Annotated in this window: 18 protein-coding genes; 9 read left to right on the top strand and 9 right to left on the bottom strand. The window is 69.0% G+C overall.

What is annotated here, in order from left to right; all coding sequences use genetic code 11:
- Positions 1-129: 129 nt before the first annotated feature.
- Positions 130-1,554 carry a type I glutamate--ammonia ligase gene (gene glnA, locus ACIQF0_RS34790; protein WP_360039616.1) on the bottom strand — a complete coding sequence of 475 codons (1,425 nt, stop codon included), beginning with the start codon at positions 1,552-1,554 and terminating at the stop codon, positions 130-132.
- Between the two features lie 169 nt (positions 1,555-1,723).
- On the opposite strand from glnA, the gene ACIQF0_RS34785 reads away from it, so the two are divergent.
- On the top strand, positions 1,724-2,197 hold the full coding sequence (locus tag ACIQF0_RS34785) for an RDD family protein (RefSeq protein ID WP_360039619.1): 474 nt from the start codon (positions 1,724-1,726) through the stop codon (positions 2,195-2,197).
- Positions 2,198-2,269: 72 nt separating this feature from the next.
- Here the strand turns inward: ACIQF0_RS34785 and ACIQF0_RS34780 are convergent, their stop codons facing one another.
- On the bottom strand, positions 2,270-3,001 hold the full coding sequence (locus ACIQF0_RS34780; RefSeq protein ID WP_360039622.1) for a DUF4191 domain-containing protein: 732 nt from the start codon (positions 2,999-3,001) through the stop codon (positions 2,270-2,272).
- 60 nt (positions 3,002-3,061) lie between these two features.
- Between ACIQF0_RS34780 and ACIQF0_RS34775 the strand changes: the two genes are divergently transcribed.
- From ACIQF0_RS34775 to ACIQF0_RS34755, 5 genes are all read left to right on the top strand, one after another.
- On the top strand, positions 3,062-5,131 hold the full coding sequence (locus tag ACIQF0_RS34775) for an ATP-dependent DNA helicase UvrD2 (protein ID WP_401036747.1): 2,070 nt from the start codon (positions 3,062-3,064) through the stop codon (positions 5,129-5,131).
- A 146-nt stretch (positions 5,132-5,277) separates the two neighbouring features.
- Positions 5,278-5,550 carry a hypothetical protein gene (locus ACIQF0_RS34770; protein ID WP_401036744.1) on the top strand — a complete coding sequence of 91 codons (273 nt, stop codon included), beginning with the start codon at positions 5,278-5,280 and terminating at the stop codon, positions 5,548-5,550.
- Positions 5,551-5,648: 98 nt separating this feature from the next.
- Complete coding sequence (locus ACIQF0_RS34765) at positions 5,649-5,969, top strand: WhiB family transcriptional regulator (protein ID WP_093598193.1); 321 nt, start codon at positions 5,649-5,651, stop codon at positions 5,967-5,969.
- A gap of 286 nt (positions 5,970-6,255) precedes the next feature.
- Positions 6,256-7,128: a methyltransferase gene (locus ACIQF0_RS34760; protein WP_401036740.1), complete on the top strand. Its 873-nt coding sequence runs from the start codon at positions 6,256-6,258 to the stop codon at positions 7,126-7,128.
- The gene (locus tag ACIQF0_RS34755; RefSeq protein ID WP_330270783.1) at positions 7,125-7,295 is read left to right on the top strand and encodes a hypothetical protein; all 171 of its coding nucleotides are present in this window, start codon (positions 7,125-7,127) and stop codon (positions 7,293-7,295) included. The genes ACIQF0_RS34760 and ACIQF0_RS34755 overlap by 4 nt, the downstream gene beginning before the upstream one ends.
- A gap of 796 nt (positions 7,296-8,091) precedes the next feature.
- Here ACIQF0_RS34755 and ACIQF0_RS34750 read toward each other — a convergent pair.
- The 4 genes from ACIQF0_RS34750 to ACIQF0_RS34735 all read right to left on the bottom strand — a co-directional run bounded on the left by ACIQF0_RS34750 (position 8,092) and on the right by ACIQF0_RS34735 (position 11,029).
- Positions 8,092-8,634: a hypothetical protein gene (locus tag ACIQF0_RS34750; RefSeq protein ID WP_401036738.1), complete on the bottom strand. Its 543-nt coding sequence runs from the start codon at positions 8,632-8,634 to the stop codon at positions 8,092-8,094.
- A gap of 85 nt (positions 8,635-8,719) precedes the next feature.
- Positions 8,720-10,030: an ABC1 kinase family protein gene (locus ACIQF0_RS34745; RefSeq protein WP_401036736.1), complete on the bottom strand. Its 1,311-nt coding sequence runs from the start codon at positions 10,028-10,030 to the stop codon at positions 8,720-8,722.
- Positions 10,027-10,791 (bottom strand): TOMM precursor leader peptide-binding protein, encoded by a 765-nt coding sequence (locus ACIQF0_RS34740; RefSeq protein WP_360039638.1) that lies wholly within the window; start codon positions 10,789-10,791, stop codon positions 10,027-10,029. The genes ACIQF0_RS34745 and ACIQF0_RS34740 overlap by 4 nt, the downstream gene beginning before the upstream one ends.
- 82 nt (positions 10,792-10,873) lie before the next feature.
- Complete coding sequence (locus tag ACIQF0_RS34735) at positions 10,874-11,029, bottom strand: DUF5679 domain-containing protein (RefSeq protein ID WP_169746029.1); 156 nt, start codon at positions 11,027-11,029, stop codon at positions 10,874-10,876.
- A 195-nt stretch (positions 11,030-11,224) separates the two neighbouring features.
- Between ACIQF0_RS34735 and ACIQF0_RS34730 the strand changes: the two genes are divergently transcribed.
- A complete protein-coding gene (locus tag ACIQF0_RS34730) occupies positions 11,225-11,752 on the top strand; it encodes a M48 family metallopeptidase (protein WP_360039641.1) in 528 nt (175 codons plus the stop codon).
- Positions 11,753-11,855: 103 nt separating this feature from the next.
- On the opposite strand, the gene ACIQF0_RS34725 is transcribed toward ACIQF0_RS34730, so the two are convergent.
- Positions 11,856-13,157 (bottom strand): zinc-dependent metalloprotease, encoded by a 1,302-nt coding sequence (locus ACIQF0_RS34725; RefSeq protein ID WP_401036731.1) that lies wholly within the window; start codon positions 13,155-13,157, stop codon positions 11,856-11,858.
- A gap of 44 nt (positions 13,158-13,201) precedes the next feature.
- Between ACIQF0_RS34725 and ACIQF0_RS34720 the strand changes: the two genes are divergently transcribed.
- Positions 13,202-14,281, top strand: coding sequence for a PDZ domain-containing protein (locus tag ACIQF0_RS34720; RefSeq protein WP_360039647.1), 1,080 nt, complete (start codon positions 13,202-13,204; stop codon positions 14,279-14,281).
- 5 nt (positions 14,282-14,286) lie between these two features.
- Here ACIQF0_RS34720 and ACIQF0_RS34715 read toward each other — a convergent pair whose 3' ends face one another.
- Positions 14,287-14,853, bottom strand: coding sequence for a hypothetical protein (locus ACIQF0_RS34715; RefSeq protein WP_401036728.1), 567 nt, complete (start codon positions 14,851-14,853; stop codon positions 14,287-14,289).
- 133 nt (positions 14,854-14,986) lie between these two features.
- Complete coding sequence (locus tag ACIQF0_RS34710; RefSeq protein WP_093598216.1) at positions 14,987-15,526, bottom strand: PPA1309 family protein; 540 nt, start codon at positions 15,524-15,526, stop codon at positions 14,987-14,989.
- Between the two features lie 94 nt (positions 15,527-15,620).
- Here ACIQF0_RS34710 and ACIQF0_RS34705 point away from each other — a divergent pair, with 94 nt between their 5' ends.
- Complete coding sequence (locus ACIQF0_RS34705) at positions 15,621-18,623, top strand: UPF0182 family protein (protein ID WP_401036725.1); 3,003 nt, start codon at positions 15,621-15,623, stop codon at positions 18,621-18,623.
- Positions 18,624-18,639: the final 16 nt, after the last annotated feature.

The following is an 18,639-nucleotide window of genomic DNA, read 5'->3' as shown; positions in this document are numbered from 1 at the left end:
CGGGCGACTGAGACAGTCACCCGGCCCTCGGCCTTCGTTCGATCAGGCGGCCTCTCCACGCTGGACGGCCTGGAGACGGCCTGGCCGGGGCTTCAACCGGTGAAACGGCTGGTCAAAGCCCCGCGCCGATCACACGTCGTAGTAGAGCGCGAACTCGTAGGGGTTCGGGCGCAGACGCAGCGGGTCGATCTCCTGCTCACGCTTGAACGAGATCCAGGTATCGATCACGTCCGGGGTGAACACGCCACCCTCGAGCAGGAACTCGTGGTCGGCCTCCAGGTTGTCCAGCACCGCGTCGAGGGTGGCCGGGACCTGCTTGACGTCGCGGGCCTCCTCGGGCGGGAGCTCGTAGAGGTCCTTGTCGATCGGGGCCGGCGGCTCGATCTTGTTCTTCACGCCGTCGAGGCCCGCCATGACCATCGCCGAGAAGGCGAGGTACGGGTTGCCCGAGGAGTCGGGGCAGCGGAACTCGATGCGCTTGGCCTTCGGGTTGTTGCCCGTGATCGGGATGCGGACGCACGCCGAGCGGTTGCGCTGGGAGTAGACCAGGCTGACCGGGGCCTCGTAGCCGGGGACCAGGCGGTGGTAGGAGTTCACCGTCGGGTTGGTGAAGGCCAGCAGCGACGGCGCGTGGTGCAGGATGCCGCCGATGTAGTGGCGGGCGGTGTCGGACAGGCCCGCGTAGCCGCTCTCGTCGTGGAACAGCGGCGAGCCGTCCTTCCACAGCGACTGGTGGGTGTGCATGCCCGAGCCGTTGTCGCCGAACAGCGGCTTCGGCATGAAGGTGACGGTCTTGCCGGCCTGCCAGGCGGTGTTCTTGATGATGTACTTGAACAGCATCAGGTCGTCCGCGGCGTGCAGCAGCGTGTTGAACTTGTAGTTGATCTCGGCCTGGCCGCCGGTGCCGACCTCGTGGTGGGCGCGCTCGACGGTGAAGCCCTGGGCCTCCATGTTGAGGACCATCTGGTCGCGCAGGTCGGCGTAGTGGTCGTTCGGGGTGACGGGGAAGTAGCCACCCTTGTACTTGACCTTGTAGCCGAGGTTGCCGCCCTCTTCCTCACGGCCGGTGTTCCACCAGCCGGAGACCGCGTCGACCTTGTGGAAGGAGCCGTTCGCGGTGGTGTCGAACTGGACCGAGTCGAAGATGTAGAACTCGGCCTCGGCGCCGAAGTACGCGGTGTCCGCGATGCCCGAGTCGGTGATGTACTGCTCGGCCTTGCGCGCGATGTTGCGCGGGTCGCGGCTGTACGCCTCACGCGTGAACGGGTCGTGCACGAAGAAGTTGACGATCAGCGTCTTCTCGATGCGGAACGGGTCGAGACGCGCGGTGTACAGGTCGGGCAGCAGCAGCATGTCCGACTCGTGGATGGACTGGAAGCCGCGCACGGAGGAGCCGTCGAAGGCGAGTCCCTCTTCGATCGCGTCGGCGTCGAACGCCTTGGCGGGCAGCGTGAAGTGCTGCATCACGCCTGGCAGGTCGCTGAACCGCACGTCGACGAACTTGACGCCCTCGTCGGTGATGAACTTCAGCACCTCGTCGGAATTCTTGAACACCCTCGTCGACTCCTTGGCTATGGAATACGGCTGGCCATCGCGTGCGACCGTATGCGGGCGGTGTTGCCCGTCCGTCACTCCGATGTTTCGCCAGTGTTAACGGGAGTGCTCAACCAGGCAAGGCGACCTGCCCGTGCTCACCCGTTGAGCACGGCTTTACTCTGGTGGGGTGAGCAGGTGGACCGGTTCGTGGCTGTCTGGACCCAATTCGGTGCTGTCGCCGGGTGACGACTCGAACGACGGCACGCAACAACGCTGGCGAGGCGAGCGGCACGGCTTCCCCGAGAAGGGGCCTGGCTCCATCGCCTCGATCGGGCGGCGCACGGCCGCCATCTTCGTCGACTTCCTGCTGGCCGCCGGCGTCGCGGCCGTGTTCACCCAGCCCGACCTGCCGAAGAACTGGAGCCTGCTGGCCTGGTTCGTGATCACCGTGGTCGCGGTGGCGTTCTTCGGGTTCACGCCGGGGCACGCGCTGCTCGGGCTGCGAGTGGCTCGGATCGACGGCAAGACGTTCGTGCACCTGCCGCGCGCACTGCTGCGCACCGTGCTCATCTTCCCGCTGATCCCGGCGCTGGTCTGGGACGCGGACGGCCGCTGCCTGCACGACAAGGCCGCGGGCACCGTCGTCATCAAGGTCCGCTAGACCGAGAACGTGAAGAGGCCCGCCGCACTTGATGTGCGGCGGGCCTCTTCGTGCTGGTGGGAGCGGGTTCGGTCAGCCCCGGCGGCGCATGGCGCGCTGGACGTTGCGCATCTTGGCACCGGCCGGCATCGGGCCCTTGGGCAGTGCGGCGCCACGGCTGGCCAGCGCGGCGAGGCGGGTCTCCAGCGTGTCGACCTGGGCCGCCGTGATGTTGCGCGGCAGCTTCATCAGCTTCGACTGGAGCTTCTTCAGCGGGACCTGGCCCTCTTCGGTGCCGATGATGAAGTCGTAGATCGGGGTCTCGCCGACGACGCGGGAGATGCGCTTCTTCTCCTGCGCGAGCAGCGGCTTCACCCGCTGCGGGGCGCCCTCGGCGACCAGGACGACGCCCGGCCGGCCCAGCACGCGGTGCACGGCGTCGAGCTGCGTGGTGCCCGCGACGGCGGGGGTGACGCGCCAGCGGCCGCGCAGGTTCTCCAGGGCCCAGGCGCCCGCGCCCGGCTGGCCGTCCGCCTTGCGGAAGACGTTGCTCTGCACGCGGCGGCCGAAGATGATCACGGCCAGCAGCGCGCCGATCGCGACGCCCAGCGGCACGAACATCCAGACCGCGTTGAAGACGATGCCCAGGACCACGGCGATCGCGGTGACGCCCAGCAGGGCGCCCAGCATCATCGGAATGAGCGCCTTGTCCTCGCGGCGCTGCATCTTGAACGCCTCGAAGATCTGCTTGCGCCGTTCGCGTGAGGCCGCGCGGCGAACCTTCGCCGCTTCCTTTGCCGCCGCCTTGTCCTGCTTACCAGCCATGTGGACAGGATACGGCGCGGTGGTATCAGTCTCGCATCGGCCGTCTGCGAGACTGCCGGGATGGACGCGTTGCTGGAGGGTCTTGATCCTGAACAGCGCGCCGCGGTCGAGGCCCCACGCGGCCCCGTGTGCGTGCTCGCGGGTGCCGGTACCGGCAAAACGCGCACCATCACGCACCGCATCGCCTACCTGTGCCAGCGCGGCCACGTCGCTCCGTCGCAGGTCTTGGCCGTCACGTTCACCAAGCGCGCCGCAGGGGAGATGCGCACACGTTTGCGCTCTCTGGACGTGCACGGCGCACAGGCCGTGACGTTCCACGCCGCCGCTTCACGCCAGCTCCGCTACTTCTGGCCGCGCGTCATCGGCGGTCCGCGCTGGGAACTGGTCGACCAGAAGATCCGCGTCGTCGCCCGCGCCGCGACCAGGCTGGGACTGCCGACGGAGCCGGACGCGCTGCGCGACCTCACCAGTGAGATCGAGTGGGCGAAGGCTTCGCTGCTGACGCCGGAGGACTACCCGGTCGCCGCCGCTCGCGCCGCGCGGGACATCCCGGCGCCCGCCGAGCAGATCATGAAGCTCTACACGACCTACGAGCAGCTCAAGAACGAGGCGCAGCTGCTCGACTTCGACGACCTGCTGCTCTACACGGCCGGTGCGCTGGAGGACAACGCGGAGGTCGCGCAGGAGTTCCGCGACCGCTACCGCTGCTTCGTCGTGGACGAGTACCAGGACGTGACGCCGCTGCAGCAGCGCGTGCTCGACTCGTGGCTGGGCAACCGCGACGACGTGACCGTGGTCGGCGACGCGAACCAGACCATCTACTCGTTCGCGGGCGCCTCGCCGCAACCGCTGCTCAACTTCGGGCGGAGGTTTCCCGAGGCGGTCGTCGTGCGGCTGGAGCGGGACTACCGGTCGACGCCGCAGGTCGTGGAACTGGCCAACGACGTGATCAAGTGGGCGCGCGGGCGTCCCGCCGGCTCCCGGCTGCAGCTGATCGGGCAGCGGCCGGAGGGGCCGAAGCCGCGGTTCCACGAGTTCGACGACGAGCCGAGCGAGGCCGACGCCGTCGCCGGTCGCATCAAGACGCTGCTCGACGAGGGCGTCGCGGCGTCCGAGATCGCGATCCTCTACCGCGTCAACGCGCAGTCCGAGGCGTACGAGCAGGCGCTCGCCGGGCTCGGCATCCCTTATCTGGTGCGCGGCGGCGAACGCTTCTTCGAGCGCGCCGAGATCCGCCAAGCGATGATCACGCTGCGCTCGTCGGGCGAGGTCTCGGGGAGCCTGCCCGAGGTCGTCCGCTCGGTGCTGCACCGCGTCGGGCTGACCGACGAGCCGCCGACCGGTGGCACCGCCCGCGAACGCTGGGAGTCGTTGCTCGCGCTGGTCGAACTCGCCGAGGAGTTCGCCGTCACCACGCCCGACGCCGACCTGCTGCGGTTCTGCGTGGAACTGGACGTGCGGGCCGAGGCGCAGCACCCGCCGACGGTCGAAGGTGTGACGCTGGCGTCGCTGCACGCGTCGAAGGGCCTCGAATGGGACGCCGTGTTCCTCGTCGGACTGGTCGAGGGCACGATGCCGATCCAGTACGCCGACGGCGACGACGCGAAGATCGAGGAAGAACGCCGCCTTCTGTATGTAGGTGTCACACGCGCGCGTGAGCACATCTGGCTGTCGTGGGCCTTGGCGCGCGCGGCCGGTGGGCGCAAGTACCGCCGCCGGTCGCGGTTCCTCTACAACCTCGTTCCCGAGAACCACCCCGCCGCACGCGTATCCGGTGGCGCGCAGCGTCCTCCTCTCATGAAGAAGGAGAAGCCGACCTGCCGGGTGTGCGCGTCGACGCTGGTCGAGGCGCAGGCCGTCAAGCTCGGCCGATGCAGGTCCTGCCCGTCCGATGTGGACGAAGAGCTGCTCGAGTCGCTGCGCCGATGGCGTGCGGGACGGGCGCGGGAGCTCAAGGTGCCCGCGTACGTCGTCTTCACCGACGCGACCCTGGTGGCGATCGCGGAGCAGCGACCCACGGATTCGGCCGGACTCGTCGCGATCTCGGGCATCGGCGCCTCCAAGCTTGATAAGTTCGGTGACGACGTGTTGGGCCTGGTCCGAGCCGGTGTCGGGTACTCCGCCACCTGATCGGGACAAGTTTCGTTAAATAGGTTGCGAGCCCCAGGTACGGGGTCATAACCTGCTCATGCCGGGTCCGGAGGACCCGTCTGGGGAAGAAGAACTACTACTAGCTCTCGATGCAGAGCTCTCTCGTTCGGAGGAGGTGGCCCGTTGTGAAGATCTTCAGCATCTCTCGCGCGCTCGGCCTCCCGTTGACCGAGGGCATCTGCACGTCCGCATCCGCTCAGGCCATGTGGCACACCTCTGCCCACAAGCCAGTGGCACTGCTGGGCCGCGAGCGGGGCACCGCTCTGCGCGGCACCGCTCTGACTGTCTCGGAACTGGGCAGCGAGCAGTCGATCGCGCTGCCGGTCATCGATGACGTCGACAACTACACGAATGCGCTGTCCGCGCATCAAGTGAGAAGGCTCCTGCCGACCCCCTAGAGGGTCGAAGGACCACCAGGCTCACGAAAGCCGCGGACTCGCCAAGAGTCCGCGGCTTTCGTGTTTTTTGCTGTACCCCACACAAGGAGAAAACCCTGATGTTGACCGCGACTGTCCCGCTCACGGGCGAGACACTTCCGGACCTCGCGGAGGGGCTGGACATCCCCTGCCGCACCCACAACCCCGACCTCTGGTTCGCCGACGCGCCTGCTGACCTCGAGAAGGCGAAGTCCTTCTGCGGGACCTGCCCGGTCCTCGCGGAGTGCCTCGCCGGCGCGATCGCACGTCACGAGCCTTGGGGCGTCTGGGGTGGAGAGATCTTCGAGCGCGGTGTCGTCATCGCGCGGAAGCGCCCTCGTGGCCGTCCGCGCAAGGACGCGACCGTTGTCACTGCCAGCAAGACGGAGGCGGCGGCGTGAACACCGACCAGCTCAGCAACAGCGCGTTCCCCACCTACCTGAACGAGGGCCTGACACCCATGTCTCTGAATGAAGAACTCGTGCGAATACGAATACAAGAAGCCCAGAGGTTCGCTGAAGAGCAACGCCTGGCGAACCGCCTCGCGTCAGCGCAACGTTGGCGCAGGTTGTCGCGATGGGCGGGACGCAGAGCGGCTCGCTTCGACCTCTGACAGTCTCGAGCTGAGGCCGTCATCCACGAGAAGGTGGATGGCGGCCTCGGCCGTTCCTCCGTACCGTTCCCTTTGTGCCGCACCACACTCACGACGGAATCGACTGGTCCGCCCGCCTCCACGCGATGAGGCGCTACGGCTCGCTGCAGGCGGAGGCCCTGTCCTCGGTCGCGCGCAGGCTCGTCGCCCCACTGCCGGACTCGCCGGTGGTGATGGACGTCGGCTGCGGCGCCGGCTCGATGAGCGTGCCGCTCGTCTCGGCCCTGCGCGAGCACGGCGGAGGCGTCCTCGTGCTGGTCGACGCCACGCCCGAACTGCTGGACGCCGCGTGCGCCGCGGCCCGCACCGAAGGCGATGGCGTCGTCACGGTGAAGCCCGTGCTGGCAGACCTCGCCGCGGAAGACCCGCTGTCGTTCGCGGGCCCGGTCGAGCTCATCTGGGGCTCGCGGGTGATCCACCACCTCCCTGATCAGTTGCGCGGGGTGAAACGCCTGGTAGAAGCCTTGGCTCCCGGCGGCTGGCTGGCACTCGCGGAAGGCGGCCTCGAAACCCGCTTCCTCCCGTGGGACCTCGGCGTCGGCTCACCCGGCCTCCAGGACCGCATGGCCGCGGCCCGCGCGTCGTGGTTCACGGCGATGCGCGAGAACATGAAGGGCTCCGTCCGCCTCCCGGTCGGCTGGAACGTGGCCCTGGCCGACGCGGGCCTCGGCGAGATCAGCGCCTTCAGCTTCGTCGTCGACCACCCGGCCCCGGCCAAGCAACTCGTCCGCGACTGGGCGGTCGACCGCCTGACCTGGCTGTCCGAGATCACCGGCCCGCACCTGCACCCGGCCGACCGCGACGCACTGCGCCGCCTGCTCAACCCCTCCGACTCGGAGTACGCGGGCGCCCGCGAGGACGTCTTCCTGCTGGAGACCGACACCGTTCACGTGGGACGGCGCCGGTGACCGCCTGCCACAGATGCGGGCGGCTGCGTTCTTCCGTTTCCGACCTGGAGTTCCTGGCCTGGTCGTCCGAGCGGACCGGTGGCTCGATCCGGTGGTTGTGTCAGGTGTGCTCGAAGACCCACGTGCGGGACATCGAGGGCAAGCTGCCGGACGAGTACTGGCGCTGACTCACCTGGTCCGCGGGTCGCGCGGCGGGTGAGGTGACGCGGGTTCGCGGATGTGGGCCGCGTTGGTGAACGTCGTCCGCTGGGTGTGAGGGATGAGGTCTGCCTCCGTTGTCTGCAGGTGGCGCTGGCGCGGCGCTCGGCATGTGGCCGGTGGTCAGGGCCGTGCTGGCTGACCTGCGGTGTCTTGGGTGTGGTGGTGGTCGGTGGTCCGCTGGGGTGGGTTGGTGAGCGGGGTCGTGCGGTGCCCGGTGTGCCTTCGGTGGTCAGGAGCGTGCTGACCTGCGACGTTCCGGATGTGGTGGTGGTCCGCTGGGGTGGGGTTGGCGAGCGGGGTCGCGCGGTGCCTGGCGTGCCTTCGGTGGTCAGGAGCGTGCTGACCTGCGACGTTCCGGATGTGGTGGTGGTCCGCTCGGGTGGGGTTGATGAGCGGGGGTCGTGCGACGCCTGGCATGCCTTCGGTGGTCAGGACCGCGTTGGTGGACCTGTGGCGTTTCGGATGTGGTGAAGGTCGGCGGTCCACTCGGGTGGGTCGGCGAGAGGAATCGCGCGGCTCTCGGCATGCTGCCGGTGATCAGGACCGTGGCGGCTGACCTGCGGTGTCTCGGGTGTGGTGGGGTCGGCGGTCCGATCGGGTGGAGTCGGCTAGCGGGGTCGCGCGGCGGTTGAGGCGAAGCAAAACCTCGTCGGTGAAGGCATGCCGCCTGAGTGAGGGGCCGCCTCCGAGACCGGGCGGCAGTGCCCGCGCGACGCCGAACATGACCTTGCCGACTTGCGGCCGCACCTGCCGCAAGTGGCGTCAGGTCGGGTAGAGGTGGCTTAAGGCCCGCCTGACCAGCGCCGTTCCCCTCCGGCTGCTCACCCGCAACTCCTCCGCGAGATCCGCCGGCGAGCACAGCCGCGCCCCCACCACGGCGTCGAGGATCTCTGTGACGGCCCGCGGGTTCAGCTCTCGCCGAGCGAGGTCCAGAGCAGCCCGCGCGGGACCGGCCAGCCGAAGCCCGTGCCGCTCCACCACGTCCGGCGGACGGCTCGTGCGTTCGAGCAGAATCCACGGATGTGCTCTTCGCGCATTACTTCCCGCGAGCACGTGAATGTGCCGCGGAAGGGGAAGTACGGCGCCTTGGCGAACCAGTGCGTCGGCTCCCGTGATCACCGAGGAAGGCCCGGCAAAGGAAAGGACGGCGCGCAGCCGATCAAGCCTGGTCGCCGGTGACGGCTTGGTCAGAACGACGCCGGGCAGCAGCTGCTGCCACGACCCGGCGGGGGTGCAGTGGCGCAGGACCTCCCGCGAGGAGATACCGGATTTGCGCAGCTCAGCGGTGGTCGCGATGTGTGTCATGCGTTCATCGTGGCGCAGGGGAGGACAGGCGAAGTGGGGCTGAAGCCAACCTGTGGACAACTTCGGCCGGGTTCACTCGGACGAGTTAGTCGTCGAATCCCGGCTGCCAGCGCGCGACGATTTCGCGTGCGGTCACATGGGCGTCCAACTGGCAGAGAATGCCCGTCGCTCCCATTGTCACGCGGTGAATCAGCAGGTATTGCGGCGGCAGGTTCAACGAACGGCCCGTCTGCGAGTCCGGGCTGCGCAGATCACCCACCCGTTCGGCCTGCGACTGCAGCCAGCGGCGGGTGAAGTGGAACGACTCGGCGCGCAGCGGCTCCACGAACGGCGCCAGGTAGCCGAGCACGTCCTCGCCGTGCAGTTCCATGCCCTCGCGGATGAAGTTCTCGGTGCGCAGCAGCTCGACCAGGTCGGCGGAGCGGCCGTCCAGCGCCAGCCTGGTCATCAGGCCCAGCGTCTTCGGCAGGCCGTCGGGCAGGCGGGCGACGGCGCCGAAGTCGAGCACGCGCAGGCGGCCGTCGTCGCCCAGCATGAAGTTGCCGGGGTGCGGGTCGGCGTGCAGCAGGCCCGAGCGCGACGGGGCCGAGAAGTGGAACTCGGCGAGCAGCTGGCCCGCCAGGTCGCGGTCCTCCGCGGTGCCCTCGCGGATGATGTGGGCCAGGCCCACGCCCGACGTCCACTCGGTCACCATGACCTTGGGCGACGAGGCGATGACGCGGGGGACCAGCACGTGCGGGTCGTTCTCGAAGGCCTTCGCGAACGTGCGCTGGTTCGCGGCCTCGTCGCGGTAGTCGAGCTCCTCCAGGTACCGGTCGCGCAGCTCCTCCAGCAGGGGGCGCACGTCGGTGCCGGGCATGATCGCCTGCAGCAGCCGGCTGAACCGCAGCAGCTGCTTCAGGTCGGCGCGCAGGGCCTCGTCCGCGCCGGGGTACTGGACCTTCACCGCCACGTCGCGGCCGTCGTGCCACACGGCGCGGTGCACCTGGCCGATGGACGCCGACGCGGCCGGGTCGTCGTCGAACTCCTGGAAGCGCTTCGTCCAGGACGCGCCGAGCTGTTCGGCGAGCACGCGGTGCGTGGTGCGGGCGGGCATCGGCGGGGCGGCGGTCTGCAGCTTCGTCAGCGCCTCGCGGTACGGCGCCGCCAGCTCGTCGGGAACCGCGGCCTCGAACACGCTCAGGGCCTGGCCGAACTTCATCGCGCCGCCCTTGAGCTGGCCCAGCACCGCGAAGACCTGTTCCGCCGTCTTGGCCGTCACCTCGGCGTTGACCTCGTCGGCCGCGCGTCCGGTCAGTCGCTTCCCCCAGCCGCCGACAACCCGGCCGGCCACCCCGAGCGGGAGGCTCGCCAGCTTGGCGGTGCGCTGCACGGCCTTGCGCGGAATCTCGGTCACTCGGCCATGTTATGTGCGGAGCACTGACAGTCAGGGTGCGGATACCAGCTTCGCCTCTCAGCGACGCCCGCCGCGAGGTCGAGTTCGAGAGTGGCGTTCAGCACGGGCGGCGGAGCCAGGTCGCGGCCGCGGACGTAGATCAACGACTCCAGGATCTGCGCCACCGCCAGCGCCGCCGTTCCCGACGCGAACAGCACGTCGGTGGAGGCCGGTCGGTTCGCGAGCTGGGCGGCGATGACGGGCCACGCCGGATCCTGGTCGGCGCGGTGCAGGTCCGCGCAGTTCAGGCAGGAAGAACGGCCGGGCAGCACCAGCGGTCCGACGATGCCCACGCCCTCACGCACGCGCACGGCCAGATGCGGCGTCCGGAACGCCATCAGCGTGCTCACGAGGTTCGGATCGGGGACCTGCGTCGCCGCCAGCACCGTCAGATCGGCGTTGTGCGCGAGCTGAACGCTGGATTCAGCCAGAAGCGAAGTGATGGAGAGGGCGAGGTGCCCGGACCCGTGGACCGCGGCCGTCCCGCCCCTCGAAGGCGGGCCGTCGTCGAGCAGGCCGGCTTCTTCGAGTGAGACGAGAACTTCACTCAGCTGGGTGGGGTCCTCGCCCCGAGATTTCAGTCTTTCACCCAGTTCAGCGACGGTGTGGCGGCCGTCGAGGGTGATCAGTTCGTCGACCACCGCCTCGGGCAGCGAGTCGATGACGACGGCGTGCTTCGGGTCGGTGCCGACCTGGACGACGCCGGGGGCTCTGCGCACCACGGCCAGTCCTGCACGCACACGGGGTCTTGTGTCCACGAGGGTAGAGACTGGCAGGGGGCGGGGCCCCCTGCCAGCGCAAACGTCAGACCTTGGCCTTGCCGAGGATCCGCGTCATCTTCGTACCGCAGACAGGGCAGGTGCCCTTCGCCATGCGCCGCCCATTGGTCTCCTCGACGTTTCCGTCGAAGTCGCGCTTCTCGCGACACTTGACGCAGTAGCCGTTGTAGGTGTCGGCCACAGCCCCTCCCTTGCAGTTGTGAGTGCGGACACACTCGGGGACCTTGGCGCGACGGTACCTCCGCAGGCGTGCGAAACCGCGCATGTCGATCCCGCGCGTGTCCAGCCGCCGTTCGGTGGAACTTCACCCGCCGGGTGCGCGCCTGCCGCCGGTTGGGGGCCGAAAATTGTCGGTGACGACGTTTACGGTGACTGCATGGCCGAACCGCGGGTGGAAGTGCGGCGGAGCCCCCGGCGCCGCCGCATGGTCAGCGCGTACCGGGAGGGCGACACCGTCGTCGTCCTTCTGCCGGCACGGATGACCAAGGGGGAAGAGAAGCACTGGGTGGCGGAGATGTTGAGCCGCCTCCAGCGCAGTGAGACGCGCAGGAAGTCCCCTGCGCGCACATCGGACGAGGCGCTCATGGCGCGTTGCGCCGAACTGTCGGCGCGTTATCTCGACGCGCTGGCCGAACCGGTGAGCGTGCGCTGGGTGCCGCCCATGCGGACGCGTTGGGCGTCGTGCACGCCGACGGAGGGCACGATCCGCGTGTCCGAACGGCTGCGCGACGTGCCGCCGTGGGTGCTCGACTACGTGCTGGTGCACGAACTCGCGCACCTGCTGGTGCCAGGGCACGGCAAGGACTTCTGGGAGTGGGTCCACCGCTACCAGAAGACCGAGCGGGCCATGGGCTATCTGGAGGGCCTCTCGGCCGCCGCAGGCTGGGGGATCTCGGAAGACTGAAGATCGACCACGAAGAACACTCGGCGACGGTGTGCGCCGAGGCCCCGAACGCGAAGCGCCCGGTGAGGGAACTCCTCACCGGGCGCGGCGTTCAGGACTCAGGTCAGGCTTCGTCGGGCTTGCCGCCCTTCTCGCCGTCCTCGCGCATGGTGCGCTCCAGCTCGGCGATCGGGTCCTCGAGAGCCTTGCGGGTGTTGGTCAGGCGCTCGGCGAACTCCAGCGGGTCGTCGAGGTCCTCGGCGGTCGGGACGAGCTCGGCGTGCTCCCACACGCTGTCGCGCACCTCGACGCCGTGCTGGTCGCCGATGAGCTTCCACAGCGCGGAGGCGGCCCGCAGCTTGCGCGGGCGCAGTTCCAGGCCCACGAGCGTCGCGAACGTCTGCTCGGCCGGGCCACCGGAGGCACGGCGGCGGCGCAGCGTCTCGCGCAGGGCGGGCGCACCGGGCAGCCGGTCGGCGACGGCGGCGTCGACCACGACGTCCACCCAGCCCTCGACGAGCGCGAGGAGCGTCTCGAGGCGGTTGAGCGCCGCCTTCTGCTCCGGCGTGGTCTGCGGCTCGAGCAGGCCCGAACTCATGGCCTCCTCGATGGAGGCCGGGTTCGACGGGTCGATCTGGCCCGCGAGCTGCTCCAGCGCCGAGGTGTCGACCTTGATGCCCTTGGCGAACTCCTCGACGGTGTCGAGCAGGCGCTGGCGCAGCCACGGCACGTGCGTGAAGAGACGCTGGTGGGCTGCCTCGCGGGCGGCCAGGAACACCATCACCTCGGACGCGGGGCGCTCCAGGCCCTCGGTGAACTTCTCGATGTTCGCCGGCAGCAGGGCCGACGTGCCCTCGGGCCCGAGCGGCAGGCCGACGTCGGTCGAGGTGAGCACCTCGGAGCCGAGCTGCGCGAGCGCGTTGCCCAGCTGCGAGCCGAACGCCATGCCGCCCATCTGCCCGAGCATCGCGAGCAGCGGACCGGCCGCCTGCTTCGCCTCGGCGGGCATCGCCTCGACCCACGCGCCGGACATGCGCTGCGCGACCGGGTCGCACAGGCGCTGCCAGGTGGGGATGGTGCGCTCGATCCAGTCGCGCGCCGTCCACGCCTGCGTCGTGCGGGTGCCCGCGGGCAGTGACGTGACCGGGTCCAGCCACATCTCGGCCAGGTGCACGGCGTCGGTGACCGCGCTCGACTGGTCGGAGGCGAACCCGATGGTGGTCGTCGTCGAGGACAGCTGCTGGAACGCGATCTGCTTCGCGAGGTCGTAGTTGACCGGCCCGCTCGACGACCCCGCGTTGCTCAGCATGGAGCCCAGCTGACTGAGCATGTTGCCCAGCTGGCTGAAGTCGAACGGGTTGTCTCCCGGCTTCCCGCTCTTGTCGTCGGGGTCGTGCGGGCTGAACCCGAACGGCACGTCACTCATGCCTCTACCGTACGCGGATAGACATGGTCGTACGCTGTTCAGCCGTGAGTGAAACCGTCACGACCGCACCCCCACCAGCGCTCCCGCCGAGGGAACGCGGACTGACCCGCCGGACGTGGACGCTGATCGTCAGCTTCCTAGTGGTGGCGGCGCTCGGACTGCTCGGCGGTTTCGCCAGAGTCCCGTACGTCGCGCTGGGCCCCGGCCCCACCTACGACGTGCTCGGCAAGGTCAAGGACACCGACGTCGTCTCGGTGGACGGCCAGGACACGTTCCCCACCAAGGGAACCCTGCGCATGACGACGGTCTCGCTCACCGACGACGTCTCGCTGTTCGGCGCACTGGGCCTGTGGCTGTCGGGCCGCTACGCCCTGGCGCCGCGCGAGGAGTTCTTCAAGCCCGGCGAGTCGGAGGAGGAGGTGCAGAAGAACAACGAGCTCGCGTTCAGCGAGTCGCAGACCTCCGCCGAGGTCGCCGCGCTGCACTACCTCAAGTATCCGGGCATGGTGATCGCGAACCAGGTCACCAAGGGCAGCCCCGCGGAGAACATCATCCCGCTCGGCGCCCGCATCATCTCGGTCAACGGCAAGCAGGTGCAGAGCGCCGCCGACGTCAGCAGCGCCCTGGAGAACACCAAGCCGGGCGACCGCATCGAGGTGGCGTTCGAGAAGGACGGCACCTCCCAGTCGACCCAGCTCACCCTCGGCACCCGCGACGACGGCCGCCCCGCCGGCTTCATCGGCATCTCGCCGGTCGACCGCGCCGACGTGCCGTTCAAAATCAAGATCAGCCTCTCCGACGTCGGCGGCCCCTCTGCCGGCCTGATCTTCGCGCTGGCGATCGTCGACAAGCTGACGCCGGGCGAGCTCAACGGCGGCAAGGCCATCGCGGGCACCGGCGAGATCGCGGGCGACGGCACGGTGAAGCCCATCGGCGGCATCGCGTTCAAGATGGTCGCCGCGAAGGAGGCGGGCGCGCAGGCGTTCCTCGTGCCCGCCGCCAACTGCACGGACGCGAAGCAGCAGGCGCCGGCGGACCTCAAGCTGATCAAGGTCGAGAACCTCTCGGACGCCGTGTCGTCGCTGGAGGCGCTCAACTCCGGCAAGGACACGCCGAGCTGCTGACCTGATCAGGTCAGCACGGCCGGAGGCCACCCGTCCAGGCCGGCGAACTGGCGCAGGTACCGCTCGCACCGCGGCCCGAAGTCGGGGCCGCGGTCGGGCAGCCTCGTCAGCTCGACCACGCGCTGCGGCGAGGGCTCCGGCGGCTGCAGCATGAAGATGTTGATGTCGACGAACTCACCGCCGCCCCGCTCGGCGGCGGTGAGGGCGAGCGCGGTCGCGACCACGACGCCGGCGCAGGTCCGCTCAGGACTGAAGGACGGTTCGACGTGGTCGAACGCGACCGCCACCGCACCGCCTTCCGCCGAGGTGGCGAAGCGGAACCAGCGGCGGCTCGGCAGCTCGGCGGGCGCGTCCCGGTCGTGCTCCGCGACCGTCAGGGAGTGCTGTTCGGCCGAGTCGAGGCGACGGCCGGCGTACACGAGTCCGGCATCGCCCCACTGCGGGTCCGCGAAGACGTGGACGGCGGGCGGGTCGTCGATTCCGAGAAGCCGCCCCATGGTGTCGCGCGCACCCGTGACGAGCTCCTCGAGGGAGATCGGGGTGCGCATCGTTGCCCAGAGGTCGACGGTCATACCGGGACCGTAGGCAGCCGTCTCGTGCCGTTGCCACCGGGAAATCGCTGTCCGCTTGCCGCGAACACCGGGCAACGAGATCAACCCCGGCGCGAGCACGCGCCGGGGTTGTGCCAGCCTGGGGACGTGACGACTAGGGCCGCAGCGTGGCGAGCAGGGCGTCGGTGAGGTTGGGCGCCAGCTCGGGGTGCTCGACGACCTCCTCTGGCACCTCGACCGTGCCGCGCAGCCGCAGCAGGCAGGAGACCGAGCCGTCGCGCAGCACCACCGCCACCAGGCGGGCCTCGCGCCGCGCCGGGTGCGCGGCCGCGAACTGGCGGGCCGCCTCGTCGTCCAGGTCGCCGTGGCTCAGTTCCGTCTCCGCCTCCGGGGGCAGCACGACGATCTCCTGGGCCAGGGCGCAGCCGGTGACGGCCGGGGGCCATTCGATGCCCGCGAGCGCGTCGGCCAGGTCGCCGTCCAGGGCGTCCTGGGCGATCGGGGTCAGCGGGCTCGACTCCGGGTCGAGCTGGCTGCGCAGCTCCGGCTGCTGGTCGATCAGGTCTGAGGTGGCCACGAGGGCGAAGAGTTGCGGAGGCTGCTCCCAGCCGCCTGCCGCTACGAACTCCTCAACCTCGCGGGCGACCGTCGGGAGGATGACCGCTGGCGTTTCACTCGCTGACACGCGTGTCATCGTAAGACTGCGGGCTTCACGGGAACCCAGGGCGTCGTCCGTAGAGTTGGACTAAACGTACGTAACGAAATACCGCGATCCAGGAGCGTGCCTCGTGGCCACACGGCCTCCGGTCGGACTGCCGAAACTGTCCCGGCGCAGCCGAATACTGCTCATCGTAGGTGTTGTGCTCCTGTTCGGTCTCATCACGGGATCGCGGCTGCTCGACACCTACGTGAACTGGCTGTGGTTCGGCGAGGTGAAATTCCGCGACGTCTACAGCACGGTGCTCCTCACCCGGCTGGCGCTCTTCGTGGCCGCCGGCGCCGTCGTCGGCGGCATCGTCGCGCTCAACCTCTACCTCGCCTACCGGGCCCGGCCGGTGTTCGTGCCGGTGTCCGGACCGGACGACCCGGTGGCGCGCTACCGGACCGTCGTGATGCGGCGGATGCGTCTGTTCGCGATCGGCATCCCGGTGTTCGTCGGGCTGATCGCGGGCGCGTCGGCGCAGGACGACTGGCAGCAGATCCAGCTGTTCCTGAACTCCCAGCCGTTCGGCGTGACCGACCCCCAGTTCGGGCACGACATCGGCTTCTACGCGTTCCAGTTGCCGTTCTACGAGTGGCTGCTGTCGTGGCTGTTCATCACGGTCGCGGTGTCGTTCATCGGCGCGGTGATCGCGCACTACCTGTTCGGCGGCATCCGGCTGGCCGGTCGCGGCGGTCAGCTCTCCGGCCCCGCGCGGCTGCACCTGGCGCTCGTCGCCGGCACGTTCGTGCTGCTGAAGGCGGTCGCGTACTTCTTCGACCGGTACACGCTGCTGCTGCACGAGAACGAGAAGTTCGTCGGTGCGAGCTACACCGACCTCAACGCGGTGCTGCCCGCCAAGCTGATCCTGCTGTGCATCGCGGTGTTCTGCGCCGTCGCGTTCTTCGCGGGCGCGTTCATGCGCAACGTGCAGCTGCCCGCCATCGCGACCGTCCTGCTGGTGCTGTCGAGCGTGCTCGTCGGCGCGGCGTGGCCCGCGGTGCTGGAGCAGTTCTCGGTCAAGCCGAACGCCATCCAGAAGGAAGCCGAGTCGATCACCCGCAACATCGCGGCGACACGGCAGTCGTTCGGGCTGACCGACGACAAGGTCGAGACGAAGCCCTACGAGGGCAAGCAGAACGTCAGCAACGACCAGGTCAAGACCAACGACGCGGCGACGCTCGGCAACATCCGCCTGCTCGACCCGGCGGTCCTGTCGCGCACCTTCACGCAGTTCCAGCAGCTGCGGCCGTTCTACGGCTTCCCGAACAAGCTCGACGTCGACCGGTACACAGTGGACGGGAAGCTGCGCGACTACATCGTCGCGGTGCGCGAGCTGAAGCTCGACAGCCTGCCGCAGGGTCAGCGCGACTGGATCAACCAGCACCTCATCTACACGCACGGCAACGGCTTCGTCTACGCCGAGGCGAACAAGGTGAACGCGGTCGCCGACGAGTCCAACGGCGGCTACCCGGACTTCAAGACCGGTGAGGTCAAGTCCAACGGCGACGTCGGCAACGTGCAGAACGGCATCAGGGTCGACCAGCCGCGCACCTACTACGGCGAGCTGTTCGGCCAGAACGACTACTCGATCGTCGGCGGCCGGCCGGCCGGTTCGGCGGCGGAGTACGACACGGACGCCAAGTCCTACACCTACACCGGCACCGGTGGCGTCCCGATCGGCGGCCTGTTCGACAAGCTCGCCTTCGCGGCCTACTACGGCGAGCGCAACATCCTCTTCAACCAGTCGATCGCGGACGACTCGAAGATCCTCTTCAAGCGCACCCCGCGCGACCGCGTGCAGGCCGTCGCCCCGTGGCTCACGGTGGACAGCGACCCGTACCCGGCCGTCGTCAACGGCCGCATCACGTGGATCGTCGACGGATACACCACGCTGGAGAACTACCCGTACGCGCAGCGCACCCAGCTCGGTGACGCGACGAACGACTCGCTCACCGCGGACGGCGTCGTCATCTCGCAGGTCAACAAGCCCGTCAACTACATCCGCAACTCGGTCAAGGCCACTGTGGACGCCTACGACGGCTCGGTGAACCTGTACCAGATCGACGACAAGGACCCGGTCCTCAAGGCGTGGATGGGCGTCTTCCCGAACACGGTGAAGCCCGGCAGCGAGATCTCGAACGAGCTGCGCCAGCACTTCCGCTACCCCGAGGACCTGTTCAAGGTGCAGCGGCAGATCCTGTCGAAGTACCACGTCTCGTCGCCGTCGGACTTCTACTCCGGTGTCGCCTACTGGGCGCCGCCGCAGGACCCGACGATCGACAACGTCACGACGGCCGACGCCCAGCGCGACGCGGCGAGCAAGCGCAGGGACGCCCAGCCGCCGTTCTACGTCCTCGCCGGTGACCCGAGCGACCCGAGCAAGGTCCGCTTCCAGCTGACCAGCCCGCTCGTGCGGGAGAACCGCGAGTTCATGGCGGCCCACGTCTCGGTCGGATCCGACCCGGACAACTACGGCAAGATCAGCGTGTTGCAGCTCAGCCAGGACGCCAAGGGTCCGCAACAGATCCAGACGCAGTTCCTCACGTCGGACAACGTCAGCCGCGAGCTCAACCTGCTGACCCAGCAGAAGACGACCGTCGTCTACGGCAACCTGCTCACGCTTCCCGTGGGCGGAGCGCTGCTCTACGTCGAACCCGTCTACATCGAGCGCGCGTCGAACAACACGTCGTACCCGCAGCTGTCCAAGGTGCTCGTCTGGTACGGCGACCGGGTCGGCTACGCGTCCACGTTGAACGAGGCGCTGGACCAGGTCCTCAGCGGTGCCGGCGCGGTCGTGCCGCCGCCGAGCGACAACAACACCGGCAACGGCCAGACCTCCACGCCGCCGTCGACCACGCCGCCGACCAACGGGGCACTGAGCCCTGAGCTGCAGAAGGCGGTCAACGACATCGACGCGGCGCTGGCCGACATCAAGAGGGCCCAGCAGAACAGCAACTTCACCGAGCTCGGCCAGGCGTACGCGAAGCTGGACGACGCCACGAAGAGGTTCAAGCAGTACAACACCGGTGCCGCGACACCGCCGACGGGCCAGTCGTCGGTTGTGCCGAGCCCCACACCGTCCGGCTGACCTACCGATTTGCTTT

It is taken from the genome of Lentzea sp. NPDC092896 (assembly GCF_044754905.1).
GTDB lineage: Bacteria > Actinomycetota > Actinomycetes > Mycobacteriales > Pseudonocardiaceae > Lentzea.
Note: the sequence above shows the minus strand (reverse complement) of the source record. Positions and strands in the feature narration are given on the sequence as shown.